Origin of the sequence: Aquicella lusitana (genome assembly GCF_902459475.1) — a bacterium.
Lineage (GTDB): Bacteria > Pseudomonadota > Gammaproteobacteria > DSM-16500 > DSM-16500 > Aquicella > Aquicella lusitana.
This window is the reverse complement of sequence record NZ_LR699114.1, coordinates 1,709,838-1,731,418: the sequence shown is the minus strand read 5'-3', so window position 1 is coordinate 1,731,418 and position 21,581 is coordinate 1,709,838. Positions and strand designations below refer to the sequence as shown.

The 21,581-nt window shown below is 46.9% G+C and carries 24 protein-coding genes; all 24 read left to right on the top strand.

Annotated elements, in window-relative coordinates; genetic code table 11:
- The first annotated feature begins 3 nt into the window (after positions 1 to 3).
- The 24 genes from rpoB (at position 4) to rplR (ending at position 21,573) form a co-directional block, all read left to right on the top strand.
- Positions 4 to 4,068: a DNA-directed RNA polymerase subunit beta gene (gene rpoB, locus AQUSIP_RS08005; RefSeq protein WP_114833751.1), complete on the top strand. Its 4,065-nt coding sequence runs from the start codon at positions 4 to 6 to the stop codon at positions 4,066 to 4,068.
- 122 nt (positions 4,069 to 4,190) lie between these two features.
- A complete protein-coding gene (rpoC, locus tag AQUSIP_RS08000; RefSeq protein WP_114833750.1) occupies positions 4,191 to 8,354 on the top strand; it encodes a DNA-directed RNA polymerase subunit beta' in 4,164 nt (1,387 codons plus the stop codon).
- Between the two features lie 397 nt (positions 8,355 to 8,751).
- Complete coding sequence (rpsL, locus tag AQUSIP_RS07995; RefSeq protein ID WP_114833749.1) at positions 8,752 to 9,126, top strand: 30S ribosomal protein S12; 375 nt, start codon at positions 8,752 to 8,754, stop codon at positions 9,124 to 9,126.
- A 35-nt stretch (positions 9,127 to 9,161) separates the two neighbouring features.
- Complete coding sequence (rpsG, locus tag AQUSIP_RS07990) at positions 9,162 to 9,734, top strand: 30S ribosomal protein S7 (RefSeq protein WP_114833748.1); 573 nt, start codon at positions 9,162 to 9,164, stop codon at positions 9,732 to 9,734.
- Between the two features lie 59 nt (positions 9,735 to 9,793).
- Positions 9,794 to 11,851, top strand: coding sequence for an elongation factor G (fusA, locus tag AQUSIP_RS07985; protein WP_232058689.1), 2,058 nt, complete (start codon positions 9,794 to 9,796; stop codon positions 11,849 to 11,851).
- An 84-nt stretch (positions 11,852 to 11,935) separates the two neighbouring features.
- On the top strand, positions 11,936 to 13,126 hold the full coding sequence (gene tuf, locus AQUSIP_RS07980) for an elongation factor Tu (RefSeq protein WP_114833746.1): 1,191 nt from the start codon (positions 11,936 to 11,938) through the stop codon (positions 13,124 to 13,126).
- Between the two features lie 7 nt (positions 13,127 to 13,133).
- Positions 13,134 to 13,466: a 30S ribosomal protein S10 gene (rpsJ, locus tag AQUSIP_RS07975; RefSeq protein WP_114833745.1), complete on the top strand. Its 333-nt coding sequence runs from the start codon at positions 13,134 to 13,136 to the stop codon at positions 13,464 to 13,466.
- Positions 13,467 to 13,577: 111 nt separating this feature from the next.
- Positions 13,578 to 14,231 (top strand): 50S ribosomal protein L3, encoded by a 654-nt coding sequence (rplC, locus tag AQUSIP_RS07970; RefSeq protein WP_114833744.1) that lies wholly within the window; start codon positions 13,578 to 13,580, stop codon positions 14,229 to 14,231.
- Positions 14,232 to 14,241: 10 nt separating this feature from the next.
- On the top strand, positions 14,242 to 14,856 hold the full coding sequence (gene rplD / locus AQUSIP_RS07965) for a 50S ribosomal protein L4 (protein ID WP_114833743.1): 615 nt from the start codon (positions 14,242 to 14,244) through the stop codon (positions 14,854 to 14,856).
- Entirely contained in the window at positions 14,853 to 15,149 is a 297-nt protein-coding gene (gene rplW, locus AQUSIP_RS07960; RefSeq protein WP_114833742.1) for a 50S ribosomal protein L23, read from the top strand. The genes rplD and rplW overlap by 4 nt, the downstream gene beginning before the upstream one ends.
- Positions 15,150 to 15,278: 129 nt before the next feature.
- Entirely contained in the window at positions 15,279 to 16,103 is an 825-nt protein-coding gene (rplB, locus tag AQUSIP_RS07955; RefSeq protein WP_114833741.1) for a 50S ribosomal protein L2, read from the top strand.
- A gap of 27 nt (positions 16,104 to 16,130) precedes the next feature.
- Entirely contained in the window at positions 16,131 to 16,430 is a 300-nt protein-coding gene (rpsS, locus tag AQUSIP_RS07950) for a 30S ribosomal protein S19 (RefSeq protein WP_114833740.1), read from the top strand.
- A 27-nt stretch (positions 16,431 to 16,457) separates the two neighbouring features.
- Positions 16,458 to 16,805, top strand: a complete 348-nt coding sequence (rplV, locus tag AQUSIP_RS07945; protein ID WP_114833739.1) for a 50S ribosomal protein L22 — start codon at positions 16,458 to 16,460, stop codon at positions 16,803 to 16,805.
- Positions 16,805 to 17,488: a 30S ribosomal protein S3 gene (rpsC, locus tag AQUSIP_RS07940; RefSeq protein WP_114833738.1), complete on the top strand. Its 684-nt coding sequence runs from the start codon at positions 16,805 to 16,807 to the stop codon at positions 17,486 to 17,488. Before rplV ends, rpsC begins: the two co-directional genes overlap by 1 nt.
- 3 nt (positions 17,489 to 17,491) lie before the next feature.
- Positions 17,492 to 17,905, top strand: a complete 414-nt coding sequence (gene rplP, locus AQUSIP_RS07935; protein ID WP_114833737.1) for a 50S ribosomal protein L16 — start codon at positions 17,492 to 17,494, stop codon at positions 17,903 to 17,905.
- Positions 17,905 to 18,099, top strand: a complete 195-nt coding sequence (gene rpmC, locus AQUSIP_RS07930; RefSeq protein WP_114833736.1) for a 50S ribosomal protein L29 — start codon at positions 17,905 to 17,907, stop codon at positions 18,097 to 18,099. Before rplP ends, rpmC begins: the two co-directional genes overlap by 1 nt.
- The gene (gene rpsQ / locus AQUSIP_RS07925; protein WP_114833735.1) at positions 18,096 to 18,374 is read left to right on the top strand and encodes a 30S ribosomal protein S17; all 279 of its coding nucleotides are present in this window, start codon (positions 18,096 to 18,098) and stop codon (positions 18,372 to 18,374) included. The genes rpmC and rpsQ overlap by 4 nt, the downstream gene beginning before the upstream one ends.
- 209 nt (positions 18,375 to 18,583) lie before the next feature.
- Entirely contained in the window at positions 18,584 to 18,952 is a 369-nt protein-coding gene (rplN, locus tag AQUSIP_RS07920; RefSeq protein ID WP_114833734.1) for a 50S ribosomal protein L14, read from the top strand.
- 24 nt (positions 18,953 to 18,976) lie between these two features.
- Positions 18,977 to 19,303, top strand: coding sequence for a 50S ribosomal protein L24 (gene rplX, locus AQUSIP_RS07915; RefSeq protein ID WP_114833733.1), 327 nt, complete (start codon positions 18,977 to 18,979; stop codon positions 19,301 to 19,303).
- Between the two features lie 11 nt (positions 19,304 to 19,314).
- Positions 19,315 to 19,866: a 50S ribosomal protein L5 gene (gene rplE / locus AQUSIP_RS07910; RefSeq protein WP_114833732.1), complete on the top strand. Its 552-nt coding sequence runs from the start codon at positions 19,315 to 19,317 to the stop codon at positions 19,864 to 19,866.
- Between the two features lie 4 nt (positions 19,867 to 19,870).
- On the top strand, positions 19,871 to 20,176 hold the full coding sequence (gene rpsN / locus AQUSIP_RS07905; RefSeq protein WP_114833731.1) for a 30S ribosomal protein S14: 306 nt from the start codon (positions 19,871 to 19,873) through the stop codon (positions 20,174 to 20,176).
- A gap of 46 nt (positions 20,177 to 20,222) precedes the next feature.
- The gene (gene rpsH, locus AQUSIP_RS07900) at positions 20,223 to 20,618 is read left to right on the top strand and encodes a 30S ribosomal protein S8 (protein ID WP_114833730.1); all 396 of its coding nucleotides are present in this window, start codon (positions 20,223 to 20,225) and stop codon (positions 20,616 to 20,618) included.
- 11 nt (positions 20,619 to 20,629) lie between these two features.
- Complete coding sequence (gene rplF / locus AQUSIP_RS07895; protein ID WP_114833729.1) at positions 20,630 to 21,202, top strand: 50S ribosomal protein L6; 573 nt, start codon at positions 20,630 to 20,632, stop codon at positions 21,200 to 21,202.
- A 17-nt stretch (positions 21,203 to 21,219) separates the two neighbouring features.
- Positions 21,220 to 21,573: a 50S ribosomal protein L18 gene (gene rplR, locus AQUSIP_RS07890; RefSeq protein WP_172621974.1), complete on the top strand. Its 354-nt coding sequence runs from the start codon at positions 21,220 to 21,222 to the stop codon at positions 21,571 to 21,573.
- The last annotated feature ends 8 nt before the right edge of the window (positions 21,574 to 21,581 follow it).

Sequence of the window (21,581 nt, the reverse complement as noted above, 5' to 3'; positions counted from 1 at the left end):
CACATGGGTTCAACCTACTCATATACTGAGAAAAAGCGTATTCGTAAAAATTTCGGCAAACTCCTGAGCGCTATTGATGTACCCTCATTGCTTGCGATCCAGATGGATTCCTATCGCAAGTTTCTGGGTGATGGCGAAAGCTCAAGCGGCTTGCATGGCGTATTTTCATCGGTATTTCCAATTAGCAGCTTGTCGGGTTATGCGGCATTAGAGTATGTGAGTTATCGCTTAGGCGAGCCTATCTTTGACGTAAAAGAATGCAAAATGCGCGGATTGACTTATGCAGCACCGCTGCGTGTCAAGCTGCGGCTTGTGCATTATGATCGGGAAGCAGAGGCAGGTACAACCCAGGCCATTAAAGACGTCAAAGAGCAAGAAGTCTATATGGGTGAAGTTCCCCTGATGACGGAGCATGGTACTTTTGTCATTAATGGAACCGAGCGTGTTGTGGTTTCCCAGTTGCATCGTTCACCAGGTGTATTCTTCGAGCATGATAAAGGAAAAACACATTCGTCCGGCAAATTGTTATTCTCTGCGCGTATTATTCCTTATCGCGGTTCATGGCTGGACTTTGAATTTGATCCCAAAGACACCATTCATGCACGTATCGATCGTCGCCGCAAGCTGCCAGTGACAATCCTCCTGCGTGCGCTTGGGATGTCAGTGGAAGAAATTTTAGCTACCTTTTTTGAAAATAATATATTTGATATTCAAGATGGCAAAATTATTCTGCATCTTGTGTCAGAACGTCTGCGTGGTGAAATTGCACTGTTCGAAGTCAAGAAAGCAGGCAAGGTCATCATTGAAAAAGGCCGCCGTGTCACGGCGCGTCACATTGCCCAGCTGGAAAAAGCAGGCATCAAGAATCTCGAAGTGCCAGCAGATTATGTGTTAGGCAAAGTGCTGGCAAAAGCAGTGATCCATCCTGAAACAGGTGAAGTGCTGGGTAATGCGAATGATATCATTACCGGAGACATGCTAAAGACGTTAATTAGCTCAGGCATCAAGCGTTTTGAAACACTGTATGTCAATGACATCGATCGTGGCCCTTATGTTTCAGATACATTACGCATTGATTCAACGACAAATGCGCAGGAAGCCCTCGTTGAAATTTATCGCATGATGCGTCCTGGCGAACCGCCTACCAAAGATGCGGCAGAAGCCCTGTTTAAAAACCTGTTCTTTACACCGGAGCGTTATGATCTCTCCGATGTGGGTCGCATGAAATTAAACCGCCGCGTGGGCAGAAAGGAAATCACGGGCTCAGGCGTGCTGTCAAAAGAAGATATCCTAGATGTCTTAAAAACACTGATTCGAATTCGCAATGGTGAAGATGTTGTAGACGATATCGATCACTTAGGCAATCGCCGCGTTCGTTGCGTAGGTGAAATGACAGAAAACCAGTTCCGCATTGGCCTGGTACGTGTTGAACGCGCTGTGAAGGAACGCTTAAGCCTTCCAGATATCGAAGCAATTATGCCGCAGGATATTATCAACGCGAAACCGATCTCCGCGGCGATCAAGGAATTTTTTGGTTCCAGCCAGCTTTCCCAATTCATGGACCAGAATAATCCGCTTTCAGAAATTACCCATAAGCGCCGCGTATCAGCATTGGGACCGGGTGGTTTGTCCCGTGAGCGCGCAGGGTTTGAAGTGCGTGACGTACATCCTACTCATTATGGTCGCGTTTGCCCTATTGAAACGCCGGAAGGCCCCAATATTGGTTTGATCAACTCGCTAGCTGTGTATGCGCGAACCAATGAATATGGCTTTTTAGAAACGCCTTATCGCAAAGTTATCAACGGAAAAGTGACGGACGACGTTGTCTATCTGTCAGCGATTGAAGAAGGCGACTATATCATCGCACAGGCTAATGCAACGGTTGATGAAAAAAGACGATTAACCGATTCACTGGTACCTGTCAGACATAAAAATGAATTTACCTTCTCAACGCCTGATCGTGTCCAATTTATGGATGTTTCGCCCAAGCAGATCGTTTCGGTTGCTGCGGCACTCATCCCCTTCCTTGAGCATGATGACGCTAACCGTGCATTGATGGGATCAAACATGCAGCGCCAAGCTGTGCCTACGCTCAAAACGGAAAAACCGTTAGTCGGTACAGGTATAGAGCATCTGGTCGCTAAAGATTCCGGCGTGACCATGGTCGCAAAGCGTGGTGGTGAAGTGGATTATGTGGATGCCTCACGTATTGTAGTCCGCGTAAACGATACAGAAGCGGAACCAGGCAGTACGGGTGTGGATATTTACAATCTTACCAAGTATACGCGTACCAATCAGGATACCTGTATTAATCAGCGTCCTCTGGTGCAAAAAGGCGATCTCATTGAAAAGCACGATGTGCTAGCAGATGGTCAATCAACCGATACCGGCGAACTCGCTCTCGGTCAAAACCTGCTTGTTGCGTTTATGCCCTGGAATGGATACAACTTCGAAGACTCTATCCTCATTTCCGAACGCGTTGTGCAGGAAGACAGATTTACCAGTATTCATATCGAAGAATTAACTTGCGTTGCCCGCGATACCAAATTGGGACCGGAAGAAATTTCTGCCGATATTCCGAATGTCAGCGAAAGTGCATTATCGAAGTTGGATGAGTGCGGCATTGTTTACATCGGTGCTGAAGTCAATTCAGGCGATATTCTGGTCGGTAAGGTAACGCCAAAAGGTGAAACTCAGCTGACACCAGAAGAAAAACTGCTTCGCGCTATTTTCGGTGAAAAAGCATCAGACGTAAAAGATACTTCATTACGTGTGCCAACGGGGATGGAAGGTACGGTCATTGACGTTCAAGTATTCACTCGTGAAGGCGTCAAGAAAGATTCACGTGTGCTAGAAATTGAAAAGAATGAACTGGCTAAAGCCAAGCAGGATTTAAGCGATGAAATGCGTATTAAAGAAAATGACGTATTCTCCCGCGTTGAAAAATTGCTGCTGAACCGCGTGGCAGAAGGCGGACCCAATAAACTAAAGAAGGGTTCAAAGATTACCAAAACCTATCTGACCGAAGTACCGCGCGAAAAGTGGTTTGAAATCCATCTCAAGGATGCAAGCGCGAGCAAACAGTTGGAAACCGCTGCCAAACAACTCAAGAAAATCCGTTTGGACTTTGAAAAAGCTTATGAAGCCAAGCATCAGAAGATCACTCAGAGTGATGATCTTGCTCCTGGTGTGCTGAAAATCGTGAAGGTCTATATGGCAGTTAAACGCCGTGTGCAGCCCGGCGATAAAATGGCGGGACGTCACGGTAACAAGGGTGTTATCTCCATGATTGTACCCGTGGAAGATATGCCTTATCTCGCAGACGGAACCCCTGTTGATATCGTGTTGAATCCCTTGGGCGTACCATCACGTATGAACGTTGGACAAGTGTTGGAAACTCATTTGGGTTGGGCTTCAAAAGAGCTCGGACGCAAAGTGGGCCAGATGATTGATTCGCGTCAATCCTCTCGCAATATTCGTCAGTTCCTGAATTCGATTTATGGCATTGGCAAGCACAAAGAAAGCCTGTCCAGTTTGAATGATGATGAACTGCTCACCCTGGCCAATAATTTGCGTGAAGGTGTGCCATTTGCGACACCTGTATTTGATGGTGCTTCTGAAGAAGAAATTAAAGCCATGCTGAAACTGGCTGATCTGCCAGAAACAGGCCAGGCTACATTGCATGACGGACGTACGGGCAATGCTTTTGATCGGCCGGTAACTGTTGGTTACATGTACATGATGAAGCTAAATCACTTGGTGGATGACAAGATGCACGCTCGTTCTACCGGCTCCTACAGTCTGGTGACCCAGCAGCCATTAGGCGGTAAAGCGCAATTTGGTGGTCAACGATTCGGTGAAATGGAAGTGTGGGCACTTGAAGCATATGGCGCTGCTTACACTTTGCAGGAAATGCTGACAGTGAAATCGGACGATGTCACCGGCCGAACCAAGATGTACAAGAACATCGTAGACAGTGATCACTATATGGAATCAAGCATGCCGGAAGCGTTTAACGTGCTCATTAAGGAGATCCGTTCGCTGGCGATAAACATTGAGTTTGATTGATTCTGCTGCAGAAAAAAGGGCGTAGGCTTTTGGCCGCCGCCCGTTCTGCAGGCCTCTTGATAGAGGTTTTATGATAGAAATGAAAGGTTAACTATTGCGTTATGGCATGAGGGGGATTCACCTTGAAAGATTTACTGAATCTGGTTAAACAGCAAAATCAGCCGCAAGAATTCGACATTATCCGCATTGGTCTTGCTTCTCCGGATATGATCCGATCCTGGTCTTTTGGTGAAGTTAAGAAGCCGGAAACGATTAATTATCGTACATTCAAGCCAGAAAGGGACGGACTTTTCTGCGCCAAAATCTTTGGTCCTATTAAGGATTATGAATGCTTGTGCGGCAAATACAAACGCCTGAAACATCGTGGCGTGGTTTGCGAAAAGTGTGGTGTTGAAGTCACGCTTTCCCGCGTGCGTCGTGAGCGTATGGGTCACATTGAACTGGCCAGCCCTGTCGCGCATATCTGGTTCCTGCGTTCGCTGCCTTCCCGTATAGGGTTGATGCTGGATATGACCCTGCGTGATCTTGAACGGGTTCTCTACTTTGAAGCATATGTGGTCATTGACCCCGGTATGACGCAATTGGAGAAGGGGCAATTATTATCTGAAGAAGCTTATTATGACGCCATTGAAGAGTATGGCGATGAATTTGAAGCCAGAATGGGTGCAGATGCGATCCAAGAATTATTGCGCGGCATCAATCTGGAAGTGGAAGTACCACGCATTCGCGATGAGCTGACCAAGACTTCCTCTGAAGCCAAGCATAAAAAGCTGTCTAAGCGATTGAAACTAATGGAAGCCTTTCTGGATTCAGGCAATAAACCCGAATGGATGATTCTGACCGTATTACCCGTGTTACCACCCGATCTGCGTCCATTGGTTCCCTTGGATGGCGGACGATTTGCGACTTCTGATCTGAACGATCTCTATCGCCGTGTGATCAATCGCAACAATCGTTTAAAGCGATTGCTGGATCTGAATGCGCCGGACATCATTGTGCGTAATGAAAAACGCATGCTGCAGGAATCCGTTGACGCGTTACTGGATAACGGTCGTCGCGGCCGTGCCATCACTGGCTCCAACAAACGTCCGCTCAAGTCACTGGCTGACATGATCAAAGGTAAACAAGGCCGATTCCGTCAGAACCTGCTTGGTAAACGCGTTGATTACTCCGGTCGATCTGTCATCGTTGTGGGTCCTACACTCAGACTGCATCAATGCGGATTGCCGAAGAAAATGGCGCTGGAATTGTTTAAGCCGTTTATTTATAGCCGCCTGCAAATGCTCGGCCTTGCTTCCACGATTAAAGCTGCCAAGAAAATGGTTGAGCGTGAAGAGCCCGAGGTTTGGGACGTATTAGAAGAAGTCATCCGCGAACATCCTGTCATGCTAAACCGTGCGCCAACACTGCACCGATTGGGTATTCAGGCATTCGAACCTGTCCTGATTGAAGGTAAAGCAATTCAGTTGCATCCGCTGGTTTGTACCGCATATAACGCCGACTTTGACGGTGACCAAATGGCTGTGCACGTTCCATTGTCACTGGAATCGCAGCTTGAAGCGCGTTCATTAATGATGTCTACTAACAATGTTCTGTCACCCGCGAACGGCGAACCCATTATTGTTCCAACGCAAGATGTGGTATTAGGCCTTTATTACCTTACTCGTACACGCATTAATGCGCGTGGTGAAGGCATGGTGTTTGCAGATGTGGATGAAGTGCATCGTGCTTATGAAAACGGCATTGTTGATTTGCATGCTAAAATTCGCGCGCGTGTCAAGGAATATGAATTTGGCGACAAGCCGGGTGAATTCAAGGAAAAAATCCGTTTTGTTGAAACAACCGTAGGCCGCGCTATTCTTTCTGAATTACTGCCAAAGGGTCTCTCTTTTAACCTGGTTAACACCACCATGAACAAAAAGACGATTTCCAGCCTGATCGATGCTGCTTATCGTCAAGTCGGCTTGAAAGCAACGGTTATCTTTGCAGATCATCTGATGTATACCGGCTTCCACTATGCGACGCGCTCCGGTCTTTCGATTGGCGTGAATGACCTCGTTATCCCCAAGAAAAAATCCGACATCATTGAGCAGGCGGAAGATGAAGTCCGCAAGATTCAGGCTCAGTTTGCATCCGGTCTCGTGACCCAAGGTGAACGCTATAACAAAGTCGTGGATATCTGGTCACGCACCAATGACCTCGTTGCTCAGGCGATGATGGAAGAACTTTCCGCTGAATCAGTGAAAGATAAAGAAGGTCACAAAGTTAAGCAGGAATCCTTTAACTCCATTTACATGATGGCGGATTCAGGCGCGAGAGGTTCCGCTGCACAGATACGTCAGCTGGCCGGTATGCGTGGTTTGATGACCAAGCCTGACGGTAGCATTATTGAAACACCTATCACGGCAAACTTCCGTGAAGGTTTAAACGTGTTGCAATACTTTATTTCAACACACGGTGCACGTAAGGGTCTCGCGGATACCGCGCTTAAGACCGCAAATTCCGGTTACCTAACCCGCCGTTTAGTCGATGTAGCACAAGATCTGGTGATTACCGAAGACGATTGCGGTACGAGCCAAGGCATTATGGTCACTCCGCTGATCGAAGGCGGTGACGTGGTTGAACCGTTACATGAACGTGTACTCGGACGTGTCACAGCCCAGGATATTTATGATCCCAAATCTAATACCCTGGTTATCCCACAGGGAACCTTGTTGGACGAGACATGGATTAGGAAGCTGGAAGACATGACCATTGACCAGGTCTATGTACGCACACCCATTGCCTGCGAATCCCGCTTTGGTATCTGTGCTGCCTGTTATGGTCGAGATCTTGCACGCGGTCACCGCGTTAACATTGGTGAAGCTGTTGGCGTTATCGCTGCGCAGTCGATCGGTGAACCGGGTACACAGCTCACTATGAGAACCTTCCATATCGGTGGTGCGGCATCGCGTACGACTGCTGTGAATAATGTTCAGGTGAAATTCCCAGGCAAGACCAAACTTCATAACGTCAAAATCATTGAACGCCAGGGCGGCAAGTTTATTGCCGTATCTCGCTCGGGCACATTAGCCGTGCTGGATGACCATGGTCGTGAGCGTGAACGTTATAAAATCCCCTATGGTGCAGAACTAAGCGTCAAGGATGGATCCAAGGTCGATGCTGGCCAGATTGTGGCAAACTGGGATCCGCATAGCCATCCCGTGATCACTGAAGTCGCCGGACATATCAAGTTTGTAGACTTGATTGAAGGCGTCACCATGCATCGTCAGACAGATGAACTGACAGGCTTAGCCAGCATTGTTGTGACTGATCCAAAACAGCGTTCAGCGAGTGGTAAAGAACTCAAGCCGATGATCAAGCTGGTTGATGACAAAGGCGAAGATTTGTATCTGGCAGGCACCAATTTGGTGGCACAATACTTCCTGCCGGCTGATGCTATCATCAACTTTGAAGACGGTGCGAAAGTTAAAGTAGGCGATGTGCTTGCACGTATTCCGCAAGAAACATCAAAAACACGCGATATTACTGGTGGTTTGCCACGGGTAGCCGATCTTTTCGAAGCGCGTCGTCCCAAGGATGCCGCAGTGCTTGCGGAAATTTCCGGTATTGTCAGCTTTGGTAAGGAAACCAAGGGTAAACGCCGCCTCATGATTACTTCTCCATCGGGCGATGTGCATGAAGAGCTGATTCCAAAATGGCGTCACATTAACGTCTTTGAAGGCGAACATGTGGAAAGAGGTGAAGTGCTGGTCGAAGGCGCGCTGAATCCGCATGATGTGCTAAGGCTGTTGGGAGTGAATGCACTGGCGAATTATCTGGTGAATGAAATTCAGGATGTTTATCGCTTGCAAGGTGTAAAAATTAACGATAAGCATATCGAAGTGATTATTCGGCAGATGCTGCGCAAAGTCATTATCGCAGATCCAGGTGATGCTGGCTTCATCAAGGCTGAACAGGTGGAATACAGCCTGCTGCGCGAAGTCAATGAGCGTCTTAAGAAAGAAAACAAGATACCAGCACGCCATGAGCCTATGCTGCTGGGTATCACTAAAGCATCGCTTTCGACTGAATCATTCATTTCAGCCGCATCCTTCCAGGAAACGACACGTGTCCTCACCGACGCTGCTGTCAATGGAAAGCTGGATGAATTGAGAGGCTTAAAGGAAAACGTGATTGTTGGTCGGCTGATCCCGGCAGGTACCGGCTTGGCCTATCATCTTGACCGTAAGGTGGGTTCTGAGCGCCAGGGTCAGGGTGACCAGCGTACTGAAAAAGTAAAATAAAACTGAATAAGTCCTTGACATAAAAGGTTGTGCTTTTTTAGAATCGCGCCTCTCCTATACATAAATTTTGCGTGTAGAAGCGCAGAATGGAGATGGGAGAGGAAGCACCATTTTTTGTGTCGATTAAAGGGATGGAGAATGCTATTCCCGCTCCGGATCGAAATCCGGGTTAAACACCGGCGGGAGCCCATCTGGCGGAAATTTCAGAACTGCTTGAATAAAAACAATTATTCAGCAATGTTTCGCTGATTGAAGGGTATGATTTTGCAGGGATGGATTCCCGCCGGTGTTTAACCCGGATTTCGATCCGGAGCGGGAATAACATTTTATATGGCCCTTATGCTAAATAGGGGAATGAAACGGGAACGAATATTTAACGGTTGGAGAGAGAATTTAAATGCCAACGATTAATCAGCTAGTGCGTAGTGGCAGGGCACCAAAGGTTTTTAAATCCAAGGTTCCTGCATTGGGTCGAAGCCCACAAAAACGCGGTGTTTGTACGCGCGTATATACAACGACCCCGAAGAAGCCGAACTCGGCTTTGCGTAAGGTGGCACGTGTACGTTTAACCAATGGCTATGAAGTCACAGCTTATATTGGCGGTGAAGGACATAACTTACAGGAACACTCTGTGGTCCTGATTCGCGGCGGTCGTGTTAAAGACTTGCCCGGTGTTCGTTATCATATCGTGCGCGGTAGCTTGGATACCGGTGGTGTTGAAGGTCGGCGCCAAGGTCGCTCCAAATATGGTGCAAAAAAACCTAAGCAATAAGATATTTAATTTTTTGGGAACGGTGGGAATGAGCAATGCCTAGAAGAAAAGCTGCAATCAAGCGTGAAGTTTTACCCGATCCTCTTTTTGGAAGTGATCAGGTCGCCAAATTCATCAATGTCGTGATGCGTGCGGGTAAAAAATCTATCGCTGAAACGATTGTTTATAACGCCTTGAATACATTGACGGATCGTCTAAAGAAAGAAAGTAAGGGCGACAAGGGTGAGGGCGAAGGTGAGGGCGGAAAAGGCAAAAAGACAGCCGCTGCCTCTCCGAAGTCTAAAACACACACCCACAGCAAACAGGAAATTTTGGAGTCACTCCAAAAAGCTTTAGGTAATGTGGCTCCTACTGTTGAAGTAAAATCACGCCGAGTGGGTGGTGCAACTTATCAGGTGCCAGTAGAAGTGGCGGCTGATAGAGGTCTCGCGCTCGCAATGCGTTGGGTTGTGAAGGCGGCCAAGAGTCGTTCAGAAAAAACAATGGCGCTTCGTTTAGCGGCCGAATTATATGAAGCCTGCATGGGTCGCGGCGCATCCGTTAAAACACGTGATGACGTGCACCGTATGGCTAAGGCAAACCAAGCGTTTGCACATTATCGTTGGTAAGGTAGAGGTGAATCGTGGCACGTGTAACACCAATTGAGCGATATCGAAATATAGGCATTATGGCCCATATTGACGCCGGTAAAACAACAACAACCGAGCGTATTCTTTTTTATACTGGCGTATCCCACAAGCTGGGCGAAGTCCATGAAGGTACAGCTACTATGGACTGGATGGAGCAGGAACAGGAGCGCGGTATTACTATTACGTCTGCTGCAACAACCTGTTACTGGTATGGGATGGCTAAACAGTTTCCACAGTATCGCATTAACATTATTGATACACCTGGCCACGTGGATTTTACTATCGAAGTAGAGCGTTCCTTGCGCGTCCTGGACGGCGCTTGCGCTGTGTTCTGCGCTGTTGGCGGCGTTGAACCACAAACCGAAACCGTATGGCGTCAGGCAACCCGCTATGGTGTGCCGAGGCTTGGCTTTGTTAACAAAATGGACCGCACAGGCGCTAATTTCTTGCGTGTGGTTGATCAGGTACGGACTAAATTAAAGGCCAATCCTGTGCCTATCCAGATGCCTATTGGTGCTGAAGACAAGTTCGAAGGCGTAGTGGATCTAGTGAAGATGAAAGCCATCTACTGGGATGACGCAACGCAGGGTACGACATTCGAAGAACGTGAAATCGCATCGGATATGTTGGCTGAGTGCAAAAAATACCATGAGCAACTGGTTGAAGCTGCAGCAGAAGCCAGTGAAGAGCTGATGAATAAATATTTAGAGACGGGTGAGTTGACCGAGGCAGAAATCAAGCGCGGCCTGCGTCAGCGCACTTTGACCAATGAAATTGTTCCCATGCTTTGCGGTTCTGCCTTTAAAAACAAAGGCGTGCAGGCGATGTTGGACGCTGTCATTGATTATTTGCCGTCACCCATTGATGTGCCGCCTGTCAAGGGCCATTTGAATGATGCTGAAGGGACTCCTGCAGAACGTCATCCTTCAGATAATGAACCCTTTTCCGCGCTGGCGTTCAAAATTGCGACCGATCCTTATGTGGGTACGCTGACTTATTTTCGCGTTTACTCGGGCGTGCTGCGTTCAGGTGATACCGTTTACAATCCGATTAAAGATCGTGAAGAGCGTATTGGCCGTATATTGCAAATGCATGCCAATGACCGTACCGAGATTAAAGAAGTGTTGGCAGGTGATATTGCTGCTGCCGTGGGTTTAAAAAAGGTTACAACAGGCGATACGCTTACCGACACTGATAAAGTGATCATTCTTGAAAGAATGGTATTCCCTGATCCGGTTATCTCGGTTGCTGTTGAACCCAAAACCAAGGCAGACCAGGAAAAAATGGGTATTGCACTGGGCAAGCTAGCACAGGAAGATCCGTCATTCCGTGTCCATACGGATGAAGAGTCGGGCCAAACCATTATCTCTGGTATGGGCGAGCTCCATCTTGAAATTATCGTGGATCGCATGAAGCGCGAATTTAGTGTTGAAGCTAACGTGGGTAAACCCCAGGTAGCTTATCGTGAAACCATCCGCTCCTCGGTTGAGCAGGAAGGGAAATACGTGCGCCAATCCGGTGGTCGCGGTCAATATGGTCATGTCTGGATCAAGATCGAGCCACAGGAAGCTGGTAAGGGCTACGAGTTTGAAAATGCGATCGTGGGAGGTGTTATTCCAAGAGAATACATTCCTGCCGTTGATAAGGGTATCCAAGAGCAGCTGCAAAATGGTGTTATCGCTGGTTACCCCGTGGTGGATGTCAAAGTGACCCTGTTTGATGGTTCATTCCATGAAGTTGACTCCAGTGAAATGGCCTTCAAGATTGCAGGTTCAATGGCATTCAAAGATGGTGCAAAACGCGCTAAGCCGGTAATTTTAGAGCCTATTATGAAAGTTGAGGCTGTCACACCTGAAGATTTTATGGGTGATGTCATGGGCGATCTCAACCGGCGTCGTGGTATTTTGCAGGGAATTGATGATTCCCCATCCGGTAAGCTGATCCATGCCGAAGTGCCGCTATCCGAAATGTTTGGCTACGCGACTGATCTCCGTTCTATGACACAGGGTCGCGCAACCTATTCGATGGAATTTGCCAAGTACAGTGAAGTCCCAGCGAATATAGCTGAGCAAATTATTGATAAAAATAAGAAGTAATCGGTGAAATCACATCTTCCTGTCCCGGCTTGAAGCTGCGGAAGGGAGAAATGAAGAAAAGGTTTATAAAGAGAGGAAGATTCGATGAGCAAGCAAGTATTTGAGCGTACGAAGCCGCACGTAAACGTTGGCACGATTGGTCACGTAGACCATGGGAAGACGACCCTGACAGCGGCATTAACGAGCATATTGGCGAAGAAATTTGGTGGAGAAGCGAGAGCCTACGACCAGATTGACAATGCTCCGGAAGAGAAGGCGCGAGGCATCACGATTGCGACCTCCCATGTTGAGTACCAGTCCGAGAAGAGACACTATGCACACGTAGACTGCCCCGGTCACGCGGATTATGTGAAGAACATGATCACGGGTGCAGCGCAGATGGACGGAGCGATTCTGGTTGTATCAGCGGCGGATGGCCCGATGCCACAGACCCGCGAACACATTCTGTTAGCGCGTCAGGTAGGTGTGCCGTACATTGTTGTGTACCTGAACAAAGCAGACATGGTTGATGATAAAGAGCTACTGGAGCTGGTAGAGATGGAAGTAAGAGATCTGCTGAGCCAGTATCAGTTTCCTGGAGACAAGACGCCGATTGTTGTTGGCAGTGCATTGAAGGCGCTGGAAGGTGACACAAGCGAGATAGGCATTCCTTCCATTATGAAGCTGGTAGAAGTGATGGATGACTATATTCCGATTCCGGAACGACCAGTGGATCTGCCGTTTTTGTTGCCGATTGAAGACGTGTTTTCGATTTCAGGCCGAGGCACGGTGGTCACGGGTCGAGTAGAGCGCGGAATTGTGAAGGTAGGTGATGAGCTTGAAATCGTGGGTATTAAGCCGACGACGAAGACGACCTGCACGGGTGTAGAGATGTTCCGTAAGCTGCTGGATCAAGGTCAGGCGGGAGACAATGTGGGTGTACTGTTGCGCGGAACGAAGCGAGAAGAAGTTGAGCGTGGACAAGTACTGGCAAAGCCGGGTAGTATAACGCCCCACACGAAATTTGAAGCGGAAGTGTATGTACTGTCAAAAGAAGAGGGTGGAAGACATACACCGTTCTTTAAGGGGTACCGTCCGCAGTTTTATTTCCGCACGACAGACGTGACGGGAGAAGTGCAGTTGCCGGAAGGAGTTGAGATGGTAATGCCAGGCGATAACATCAAGATGGTGGTTACATTGATCGCGCCGGTAGCGATGGAAGAAGGATTGCGATTTGCGATCCGAGAAGGTGGCCGTACGGTCGGAGCTGGTGTCGTCGCTAAAGTAGTCGAGTAATAGTGCTATGGCAATAGGAAGAAAGAGTCAAAGAATTCGCATTCGGTTAAAGTCTTTTGACCACCGATTGATAGATAAATCAACGAAAGAAATCGTTGAAACGGCAAAAAGAACGGGTGCTCAGGTTCGTGGCCCCATTCCACTGCCAACACGCATTGAGCGTTATACGATTTGTATTGCACCCAACGCAGATAAAGATGCTCGCGATCAGTACGAGTTGCGCACGCATAAGCGTGTAGTCGATATCAACCGTCCGACTGATAAGACGATTGATGCATTGATGAAACTTGATCTTGCGGCTGGTGTGGATGTGCAAATCAGCGTAGATGCAGAAGACTAATTAATTTAAATCGCACCATGCAGACAAGTCGTCTGCATGGGCACTAGAATACGGGCTTGCCTGTCTTCTGGGAAACGGTAGTAGAGATAAGGCCTAGGTGAGGCGATAAAAATGACAATAGGTTTGCTTGGAAAAAAATGTGGGATGACTCGGATTTATACTGAGGATGGGGCATCTATACCCGTTACAGTCATTGAGGTATTGCCGAATCGCGTTACCCAAATCAAAACAATGGAAAATGACGGCTATGCGGCTATTCAGGTTACCACCGGAAATCGTAAGCGTACACGTTTAACAAAGCCGGAAGCCGGACACTTTGCAAAGGCGGGCGTTGAACCAGGTTTTGGTCTCTGGGAATTCCGTCTGGAAGAAGAAGGTGAAGGTGGTCTGGGTGACATAAAAGTAGGTTCTGAATTAAAGCTTGACCGTTTTACTGTTGGCCAGTACGTCGATGTTTCAGGCATAACAAAAGGTAAGGGCTTTGCCGGCGTTATCAAACGGCACCACTTTAACTCACAAGATGCTTCCCATGGTAATTCGCTTTCGCACCGAGCACCTGGATCTATCGGGCAACGACAGTCGCCAGGTAAAGTTTTTAAAGGTAAGCGCATGGCAGGTCACATGGGTGACGTGAAAAGAACTATCCAGTCTCAGCAGATTGTACGCATTGATTTAGATCGTGGCTTGGTGCTCATTAGAGGCGGCGTGCCGGGTGCACCTGATAACTATGTCATTATTACCCCGGCTGTAAAGAAGAGCGCATGAGGAGAGGGCCATGGAATTAAAATTACTGAATTCAAGAAAAAAGGTGGAACTCGCAGATGATGTATTTGCCTGCGATTTTAATGAAGCATTGATCCATCAAATTGTTACAGCGTATATGGCCGCTGGCCGTGCTGGTACGAAGGCTCAGAAAACCCGCGCCGAAGTTAGCGGTGGTGGCGTTAAACCTTTCCGCCAGAAAGGTACAGGCAGGGCGCGTGCCGGAACCATTCGAAGCCCGCTCTGGAGAACAGGTGGTAAAGTATTTGCTGCCAAGCCTCGCAGCTATAAGCAAAAAGTTAACAAGAAAATGTATAAAGGTGCGCTGCGGTCAATCTTCTCTGAATTGATTCGCCAGGAAAGACTGGTGATAGTTGATTCATTTCAGGTAGATGCACCTAAGACAAAGTCTTTATTGAAAAAACTGACTGACATGAAAGTTGAAGGCGCGGCACTAATCGTTTCTGATGTGGTAGATGAAAATTTGTATCTTTCATCGCGTAACCTGCCCCATATTGAGGTAAGAGACGCTGCAACGTCAGCCACTGATCCTGTCGCCTTGATTAAAGTGGAAAAAGTAATTATTACTGAAGCAGCAATTAAAGAGATAGAGGGGTTGCTGAAATGAACCAGGAACGTCTTTTAAAAGTCATTTTGTCTCCGCATGTATCTGAAAAGGCAACAGTTGGGACTGAAAAGTTAAATTCTTACGTTTTTCGGGTGGTGGCTAGTGCAACTAAACCTGAAATCAAAGATGCGATTGAGCATTTGTTTAATGCGAAAGTGAAATCAGTACGTATTGTGAATGTGCGATCAAAAACAAAGATTTTTCGGGGAATTGAAGGCAAGAAAAAGGGTTGGAAGAAAGCCTATGTAACCCTTCAGGCTGATCAAAAGCTCGATATTATAGGGGCGCAGTAATATAAATTAAAAAAATGATACTAGCCGGCTATTTCAGCAGTTTTCATAGTGGATTTTTATATTTATAATAGCGCAATTTTTTAAGTAGTTTTAACGCAGTAGCAAGATAGAATTTATACTGAGGATAATATGGCAATTGTTAAGCTTTCACCAACGTCGCCAGGACAACGGTTTGCAATCAAAGTTGTCAATAAAGACTTGCACAAAGGCGAGCCGCACGCTCAGCTTCTTGTGAAAAAAACCAAGACGGGCGGCAGAAACAATCAGGGCAGGATTACCTGCAGACATATTGGTGGCGGTCACAGACAAAAATATCGCTTGGTTGATTTCAAACGCGATAAAGACGGCATTACAGCAAAAGTCGAACGTCTGGAATATGATCCTAACCGCAGTGCACATCTTGCGCTGCTGCTATACGCAGATGGTGAAAGACGTTACATTATTGCCCCCAAGGGATTAAAGGCGGGCGACGAAGTGGTCTCGGGGCGTGATGCTGCCATTAAGCCTGGCAACAGCCTGCCATTAGCGAATATACCCGTCGGTTCAACCATTCACTGCATTGAAATGCAGCCGGGTGGTGGTGCGAAGCTTGCACGCAGTGCAGGTGTTTCTGTGCAGTTGATTGCACGTGAAGGGATTTATGCGACCTTACGCATGCGTTCCGGCGAAATGCGTAAAGTGCTGGCTGAATGCCGCGCAGTGATTGGCGAAGTGGGTAATTCTGAGCACAACTTGCTTTCCTATGGTAAAGCGGGTGCTAAACGGCACCGTGGTATACGTCCTACCGTACGTGGTACGGCTATGAACCCAATCGATCATCCACATGGCGGTGGTGAAGGACGTACCAAGGGTGGACGCCATCCTGTTACCCCATGGGGTGTTCCAACAAAGGGCTATAAAACCCGCAGGAATAAGCGCACAGCTAAATTTATAGAAAAGGCCAAGAGTAAATAACTACTAATTAATGTATGAGGTGTCAGCGTGCCACGTTCAATTAAAAAAGGACCATTTGTAGATAATCACCTGATAAAAAAGGTTGAAAAGGCCGTTGCTGGGAACGATAAACGACCCATTAAAACCTGGTCCAGACGGTCAATGATTGTGCCAGAAATGGTCGGGCTTACTATTGCCGTCCATAATGGCAGGCTCCATGTACCGGTGTACGTGACAGAAAACATGGTTGGCTACAAGTTGGGTGAATTTGCTGCTACGCGCACATTCCGTGGCCATTCGGGTGACAGAAAGGCCAAGGGTGCTGAAGAATCAAAGGCATCTGAGTAAAGCGAATAGAAGATAGAGGATTCAAGAATGGAAGTTGCAGCGAAACTAAAATTTGCAAGATTGTCAGCACAAAAGTGCCGTCTTGTGTGCGATCAAATTCGTGGTTTGCCTATTGATCGTGCCTTGGACATTTTGAAATTTAGCCGCAAACGTGCCGCGGCGGTATTAAAGAAAGTCCTGGATTCAGCAATTGCGAATGCTGAGCATAATCATGGCGCGGATATTGACGAGCTAAAAGTCGCCGAGGTCTTCGCTGATCAAGGTCCAGCTTATAAGCGTATGATGGCAAGAGCAAAGGGACGTGGATCCCGGATTTTGAAGCCAACTTGCCATATTACAGTTGTTTTATCGGATGAGATGAGGAGTAAGCGGTAATGGGGCAAAAAGTTAATCCAGTTGGCATACGCTTAGGTATTGTAAAAGACTGGGCATCCAGATGGTATGCATCTGCAAAAGAATTTTCAGATACACTGTGCGCCGATTTAAAAGTAAGAGATTTTCTACATAAAAGGCTCGCACAAGCTGGAATTAGCCGCATTCAGATTGACCGTCCCGCGCGTAATGCCAGAGTTACAGTTCATACCGCCCGTCCGGGGGTCATTATTGGCAAGAGCGGTAAAGAAGTAGAATCGCTGCGTGATGAAGTGAGTAAAATTGTAAATGTGCCGGTGCATGTCAGCATCGAGGAAGTGCGTAAGCCTGAATTGGACGCGAAGCTGGTTGCTGAATCCGTTGCGCAACAGCTGGAGCGACGAATCATGTTCAGACGCGCTATGAAGCGCGCTGTCACCACCGCGCTGCGCTCAGGTGCGCTTGGCATCAAAATTAGCGTCAGCGGCAGATTAGGCGGGTCCGAAATCGCGCGTACAGAATGGTATAGAGAAGGACGTGTTCCTTTGCAAACCTTCCGTGCGGATATCGACTATGCTTTAGCAGAAGCCTATACAACATATGGTGTTATCGGAGTCAAAGTGTGGATATTCAAGGGTGAAGTTTTAGGCGATAAGGCTGCTCCCCAAAGTGAAACCACCGAAAAAACTGCCAAGCAGGAGAAGTAATCCATGTTGCAGCCAAAACGTACAAAATATAGAAAGCAATTCAAGGGCCGCAATCGAGGTATAGCGACCCGTGGAACGAAAGTAAGCTACGGTGAGTTTGCCCTGAAAACATTAGAGCACGGTCGCATTACAGCACGCCAGATTGAAGCTGCGCGTCGTGCCATGTCCCGCCACATCAAGCGAGGCGGTAAAGTGTGGATCCGAATTTTCCCGGATAAGCCTATTTCCAAGAAACCGTTGGAAGTTAGACAAGGTTCAGGTAAAGGTAACGTTGAGTACTGGGTTGCGCTTGTACAGCCTGGCCGCGTTATGTTTGAAATTGAAGGAGTTACCGAAGATTTAGCAAAAGAAGCGCTGGGTCTTGCGGCAGCTAAATTACCAGTAAAAACAGCATTTGTAGCGCGGACGATATTGTAATGAAAGCCAGTGAATTACGAAATAAAAGCACAGAAGAGTTGAATAAAGAATTGCTAGCTTTATTAAAAGAGCAGTTTAATCTGAGAATTCAAAAGGGCGCAGGTCAACCTCCAAAGCCGCACCTGTTTAAAAAGGTAAGGCTGGATATTGCCCGTATTAAAACTATATTAAAAGAGAAAGGTTCAAGCGTATGACTGAACAGAAAGATACAGAACAAGGCAAGTCTCAACGGACAATCATCGGAAAAGTCATCAGTGACAAGATGAGCAAAACGATCGTTGTTCAAATAGAGCGAAAGGTAAAGCATCCTTTATACGGGAAGTTTGTGCGACGTTTTTCCAAAATGTATGCTCATGACGAAGACAATACATGCCGTATCGGTGACCTTGTGATGATAAAACAAAGTCGTCCGCTATCCAAAACCAAGCGATGGATGCTGGTAGAAATACTAAAGCGGGAAGAACAATAATTATTTCCCCGGTTTAGGACGGAGCGAAAAATTTAAACCGTTATTCTTGCGAAAGCAGGACCCTTTCAACCACCCAATCAACGGTGATTGACCCTCGCCTCCCCGGGAGTGACGTGTTAAAAATTGTTGTATTTAAGCTTTTATTTTTAATTAAACATGATAATATTGGCGGGCTCAAAAGCTTGCTAACAGTGAAGTTGGAGTAAAGCATGATTCAGATGCGAACAATGCTCGATGTGGCTGATAACAGTGGTGCACGTCGCGTCATGTGTATAAAAGTGTTAGGTGGCACCCGGCGCCGATATGCCAGTATTGGGGATGTTATCAAGGTTTCTGTCAAAGAAGCGATCCCACGTGGCAAGGTCAAGAAGGGCGAGGTTTTGAACGCTGTTATCGTTCGAACTAAAAAAGGTGTAAGAAGGCCGGATGGTTCAACGATTCGCTTTGATGAGAATGCTGTTGTATTGCTTAATGCGCAATTACAACCGATAGGCACCCGTGTTTTCGGCCCTATTACCAGGGAGCTGCGTGGTGAAAACTTTATGAAAATTATATCGTTAGCACCTGAAGTGCTCTAATAGGCAGATTAAAGAGAAACGATCATGAAAAAAATTAGAAAAGGCGATGAGGTGATTGTCATCGCAGGTAAAGATAAGGGAAAGAAAGGAGTTGTGCTCTCTGTCGTTGATGGGGGAGAAAAGCTTCTGATTGATGGTATTAATGTTGCCAAAAAGCATGTGAAGGCTAATCCCAATACAGGCGAGCGCGGCGGCATTGTTTCCAAGTCCATGCCCATTCACCGTTCTAATGTGATGGTTTACGACCCAACCAAACAAAAAGGGAGTCGGATCGGTGTGCGCGTTTTAAAAGATGGTCAACGCGTGCGATATTTTAAATCCAGCGACCAAGCTGTTGAAGTTAAAGAGTAAAAGGTGTTGCTATGCCAAGGTTGCGCGATGTTTATAAAAAAGAAATTGTACCAAAACTGAAAGAAAAGTTTGGTTACTCATCCGTCATGCAGGTTCCGCATATTGAAAAGATTACTATTAATATGGGTGTTGGCGAAGCGGCGGCTGATAAGAAGATTCTCATGAATGCGATCGGTGATTTAGAAAAAATCACAGGTCAGAAGGCGGTGCCGACATTGGCCCGTAAATCCATCGCGGGTTTTAAAATTCGCGAAGGTTGGCCTATTGGTTGCAAGGTAACCTTGCGCAAAGCAAAGATGTACGAGTTTTTAGACAGATTAATTACCATTGCGCTGCCTCGCGTGCGTGACTTTCGTGGTATCAGTGCTAAGTCGTTTGACGGCCGTGGCAATTACAGTCTGGGAATTAAAGAGCAAATCGTATTTCCTGAGATTGAGTACGACAAAATTGATGCGCTGAGAGGGATGGATATCACGATCACCACCTCCGCGAATACCAATAAAGAAGCGTTTGCTCTCTTGCAGGCATTCAATTTTCCTTTTAGAGAGAAAGAAGTGAGTTAAGGATATGGCAAAGAAATCAGTCAGAAACCGTAATGCAAAACGCCAGAAGCTCGTGAACCGCCTTCGAGCCAAACGCGACAAGTTAAGAGAAGATGTGAGCAATATTAACTTAAGCGACAAAGAACGTTGGGAAGCGATGAGCAAGTTGCAAGACCTTCCACGCGATTCAAGTCCATCGCGCCGACGCAACCGCTGCAAGCTGTGCGGAAGGCCGCGTGCTTATAACAGATTGACAGGCTTGTGCAGATTGCATATGCGCAAAGCCACTATTAATGGCATGGTTCCCGGCATGCACAAGGCAAGTTGGTAAATCGGATATTGAGAGACGTGAAAGTCTAAAATAGAGGTATCGTAAGATGTCAATGCAAGATCCAGTTGCAGATATGCTAACCATTATCAGGAATGCCCAGGCGATGGGTATCCAGAAAGTGCATATGCCGCATTCAAATTTGAAACGCGAAATTCTCCGTGTTCTTAAAGAAGAAGGGTTCATTGAGGATTTTGAAGTTGTTGCGTCTGGCAACAAAAAGAATATCCAGGTGGCTTTAAAATATTACCAGGGCAGTCCTGTGATTGAGAAAATTGTACGCATCAGCCGGCCTGCGCTTCGTATCTATAAGGGTTACGACCAGCTTCCGCAAGTGCGGGGGGGGCTTGGTATATCAATTATTTCTACTCCGAAAGGAGTGATGTCCGATAAGACAGCCCGTGCCCAACAGGTAGGCGGCGAAGTCTTATGCACAGTTGAGTAGGAGTGACGAGAGTGAATACGAGAACTTCACGAATTGGAAGAAAACCGGTAGTTGTCCCATCCGGGGTTGAAGTAAAATTGCAGGATCAAAAATTGTCTGTTAAGGGTCCTAAAGGCCAACTGACAATGGCAATTCATCCTTATGTACATGTTGCAATTGAAAATAATGAAATCAAGGTTCAGCCGAATAATGAAAGTAAGCGTACATTAACCGGCCCTAAGACAAAATTATACAGATCAATTGCGGGTACCACGCGAGCAAATATCCATAATGTTATTCATGGAGTCGCGCAAGGTTTTGAACGCAAATTGGTTTTGGTAGGCGTCGGTTATCGTGCACAAGCTAAAGGCAAAGTACTTTCTTTAAGCTTGGGCTTTTCGCACCCAACTGATTTTGCTGTGCCAGAAGGCATCACCATTGAAACGCCTACGCAGACTGAAATTTTAGTCAAAGGTATTAATAAAGAATTAGTAGGCTTGGTTGCTGCACAGATTAGAAGTGTACGCGGACCTGAACCTTATAAAGGCAAGGGCGTCCGTTACGCGAATGAAGTGATCGAATTGAAAGAAACGAAAAAGAAATAAGATATAGAGAGATGGCGATGAATAAGCAAGCAGCACGAATACGCAGAGCAAAACGCACACGCATGAGAATACGTGCATTAGAAGTTTCACGGCTGTGTGTCTACAAAACGCCGCGTCACATGTATGCACAAGTAACGACATCTGATGGCTCAAAGACACTCGCATGTGCATCTACGCTGGACAAGGAGTTGAAAAAGAAGCTTAAAGTGACAGGTAATGTTGATGCAGCAAAGGAAGTGGGTAAACTGCTTGCCAAGCGCGCATTGGAAGCTGGCATACGTGAGGTGGCTTTTGATCGTTCCGGATTCCTTTATCACGGTCGAATCAAAGCGCTGGCTGATGCAGCGAGAGAAGTCGGTTTAGAATTCTAAAGAAAAGG

What these genes read in the sequence shown, in the direction of transcription:
- rpoB (WP_114833751.1), top strand. Translation starts at nt 4, where the DNA reads ATGGGTTCAACCTACTCATATACTGAGAAAAAGCGTATTCGTAAAAAT.
- rpsL (WP_114833749.1), top strand. Translation starts at nt 8,752, where the DNA reads ATGCCAACGATTAATCAGCTAGTGCGTAGTGGCAGGGCACCAAAGGTT.
- rpsG (WP_114833748.1), top strand. Translation starts at nt 9,162, where the DNA reads ATGCCTAGAAGAAAAGCTGCAATCAAGCGTGAAGTTTTACCCGATCCT.
- fusA (WP_232058689.1), top strand. Translation starts at nt 9,794, where the DNA reads ATGGCCCATATTGACGCCGGTAAAACAACAACAACCGAGCGTATTCTT.
- tuf (WP_114833746.1), top strand. Translation starts at nt 11,936, where the DNA reads ATGAGCAAGCAAGTATTTGAGCGTACGAAGCCGCACGTAAACGTTGGC.
- rpsJ (WP_114833745.1), top strand. Translation starts at nt 13,134, where the DNA reads ATGGCAATAGGAAGAAAGAGTCAAAGAATTCGCATTCGGTTAAAGTCT.
- rplC (WP_114833744.1), top strand. Translation starts at nt 13,578, where the DNA reads ATGACAATAGGTTTGCTTGGAAAAAAATGTGGGATGACTCGGATTTAT.
- rplD (WP_114833743.1), top strand. Translation starts at nt 14,242, where the DNA reads ATGGAATTAAAATTACTGAATTCAAGAAAAAAGGTGGAACTCGCAGAT.
- rplW (WP_114833742.1), top strand. Translation starts at nt 14,853, where the DNA reads ATGAACCAGGAACGTCTTTTAAAAGTCATTTTGTCTCCGCATGTATCT.
- rplB (WP_114833741.1), top strand. Translation starts at nt 15,279, where the DNA reads ATGGCAATTGTTAAGCTTTCACCAACGTCGCCAGGACAACGGTTTGCA.
- rplV (WP_114833739.1), top strand. Translation starts at nt 16,458, where the DNA reads ATGGAAGTTGCAGCGAAACTAAAATTTGCAAGATTGTCAGCACAAAAG.
- rpsC (WP_114833738.1), top strand. Translation starts at nt 16,805, where the DNA reads ATGGGGCAAAAAGTTAATCCAGTTGGCATACGCTTAGGTATTGTAAAA.
- rplP (WP_114833737.1), top strand. Translation starts at nt 17,492, where the DNA reads ATGTTGCAGCCAAAACGTACAAAATATAGAAAGCAATTCAAGGGCCGC.
- rpmC (WP_114833736.1), top strand. Translation starts at nt 17,905, where the DNA reads ATGAAAGCCAGTGAATTACGAAATAAAAGCACAGAAGAGTTGAATAAA.
- rpsQ (WP_114833735.1), top strand. Translation starts at nt 18,096, where the DNA reads ATGACTGAACAGAAAGATACAGAACAAGGCAAGTCTCAACGGACAATC.
- rplN (WP_114833734.1), top strand. Translation starts at nt 18,584, where the DNA reads ATGATTCAGATGCGAACAATGCTCGATGTGGCTGATAACAGTGGTGCA.
- rplX (WP_114833733.1), top strand. Translation starts at nt 18,977, where the DNA reads ATGAAAAAAATTAGAAAAGGCGATGAGGTGATTGTCATCGCAGGTAAA.
- rplE (WP_114833732.1), top strand. Translation starts at nt 19,315, where the DNA reads ATGCCAAGGTTGCGCGATGTTTATAAAAAAGAAATTGTACCAAAACTG.
- rpsN (WP_114833731.1), top strand. Translation starts at nt 19,871, where the DNA reads ATGGCAAAGAAATCAGTCAGAAACCGTAATGCAAAACGCCAGAAGCTC.
- rpsH (WP_114833730.1), top strand. Translation starts at nt 20,223, where the DNA reads ATGTCAATGCAAGATCCAGTTGCAGATATGCTAACCATTATCAGGAAT.
- rplR (WP_172621974.1), top strand. Translation starts at nt 21,220, where the DNA reads ATGAATAAGCAAGCAGCACGAATACGCAGAGCAAAACGCACACGCATG.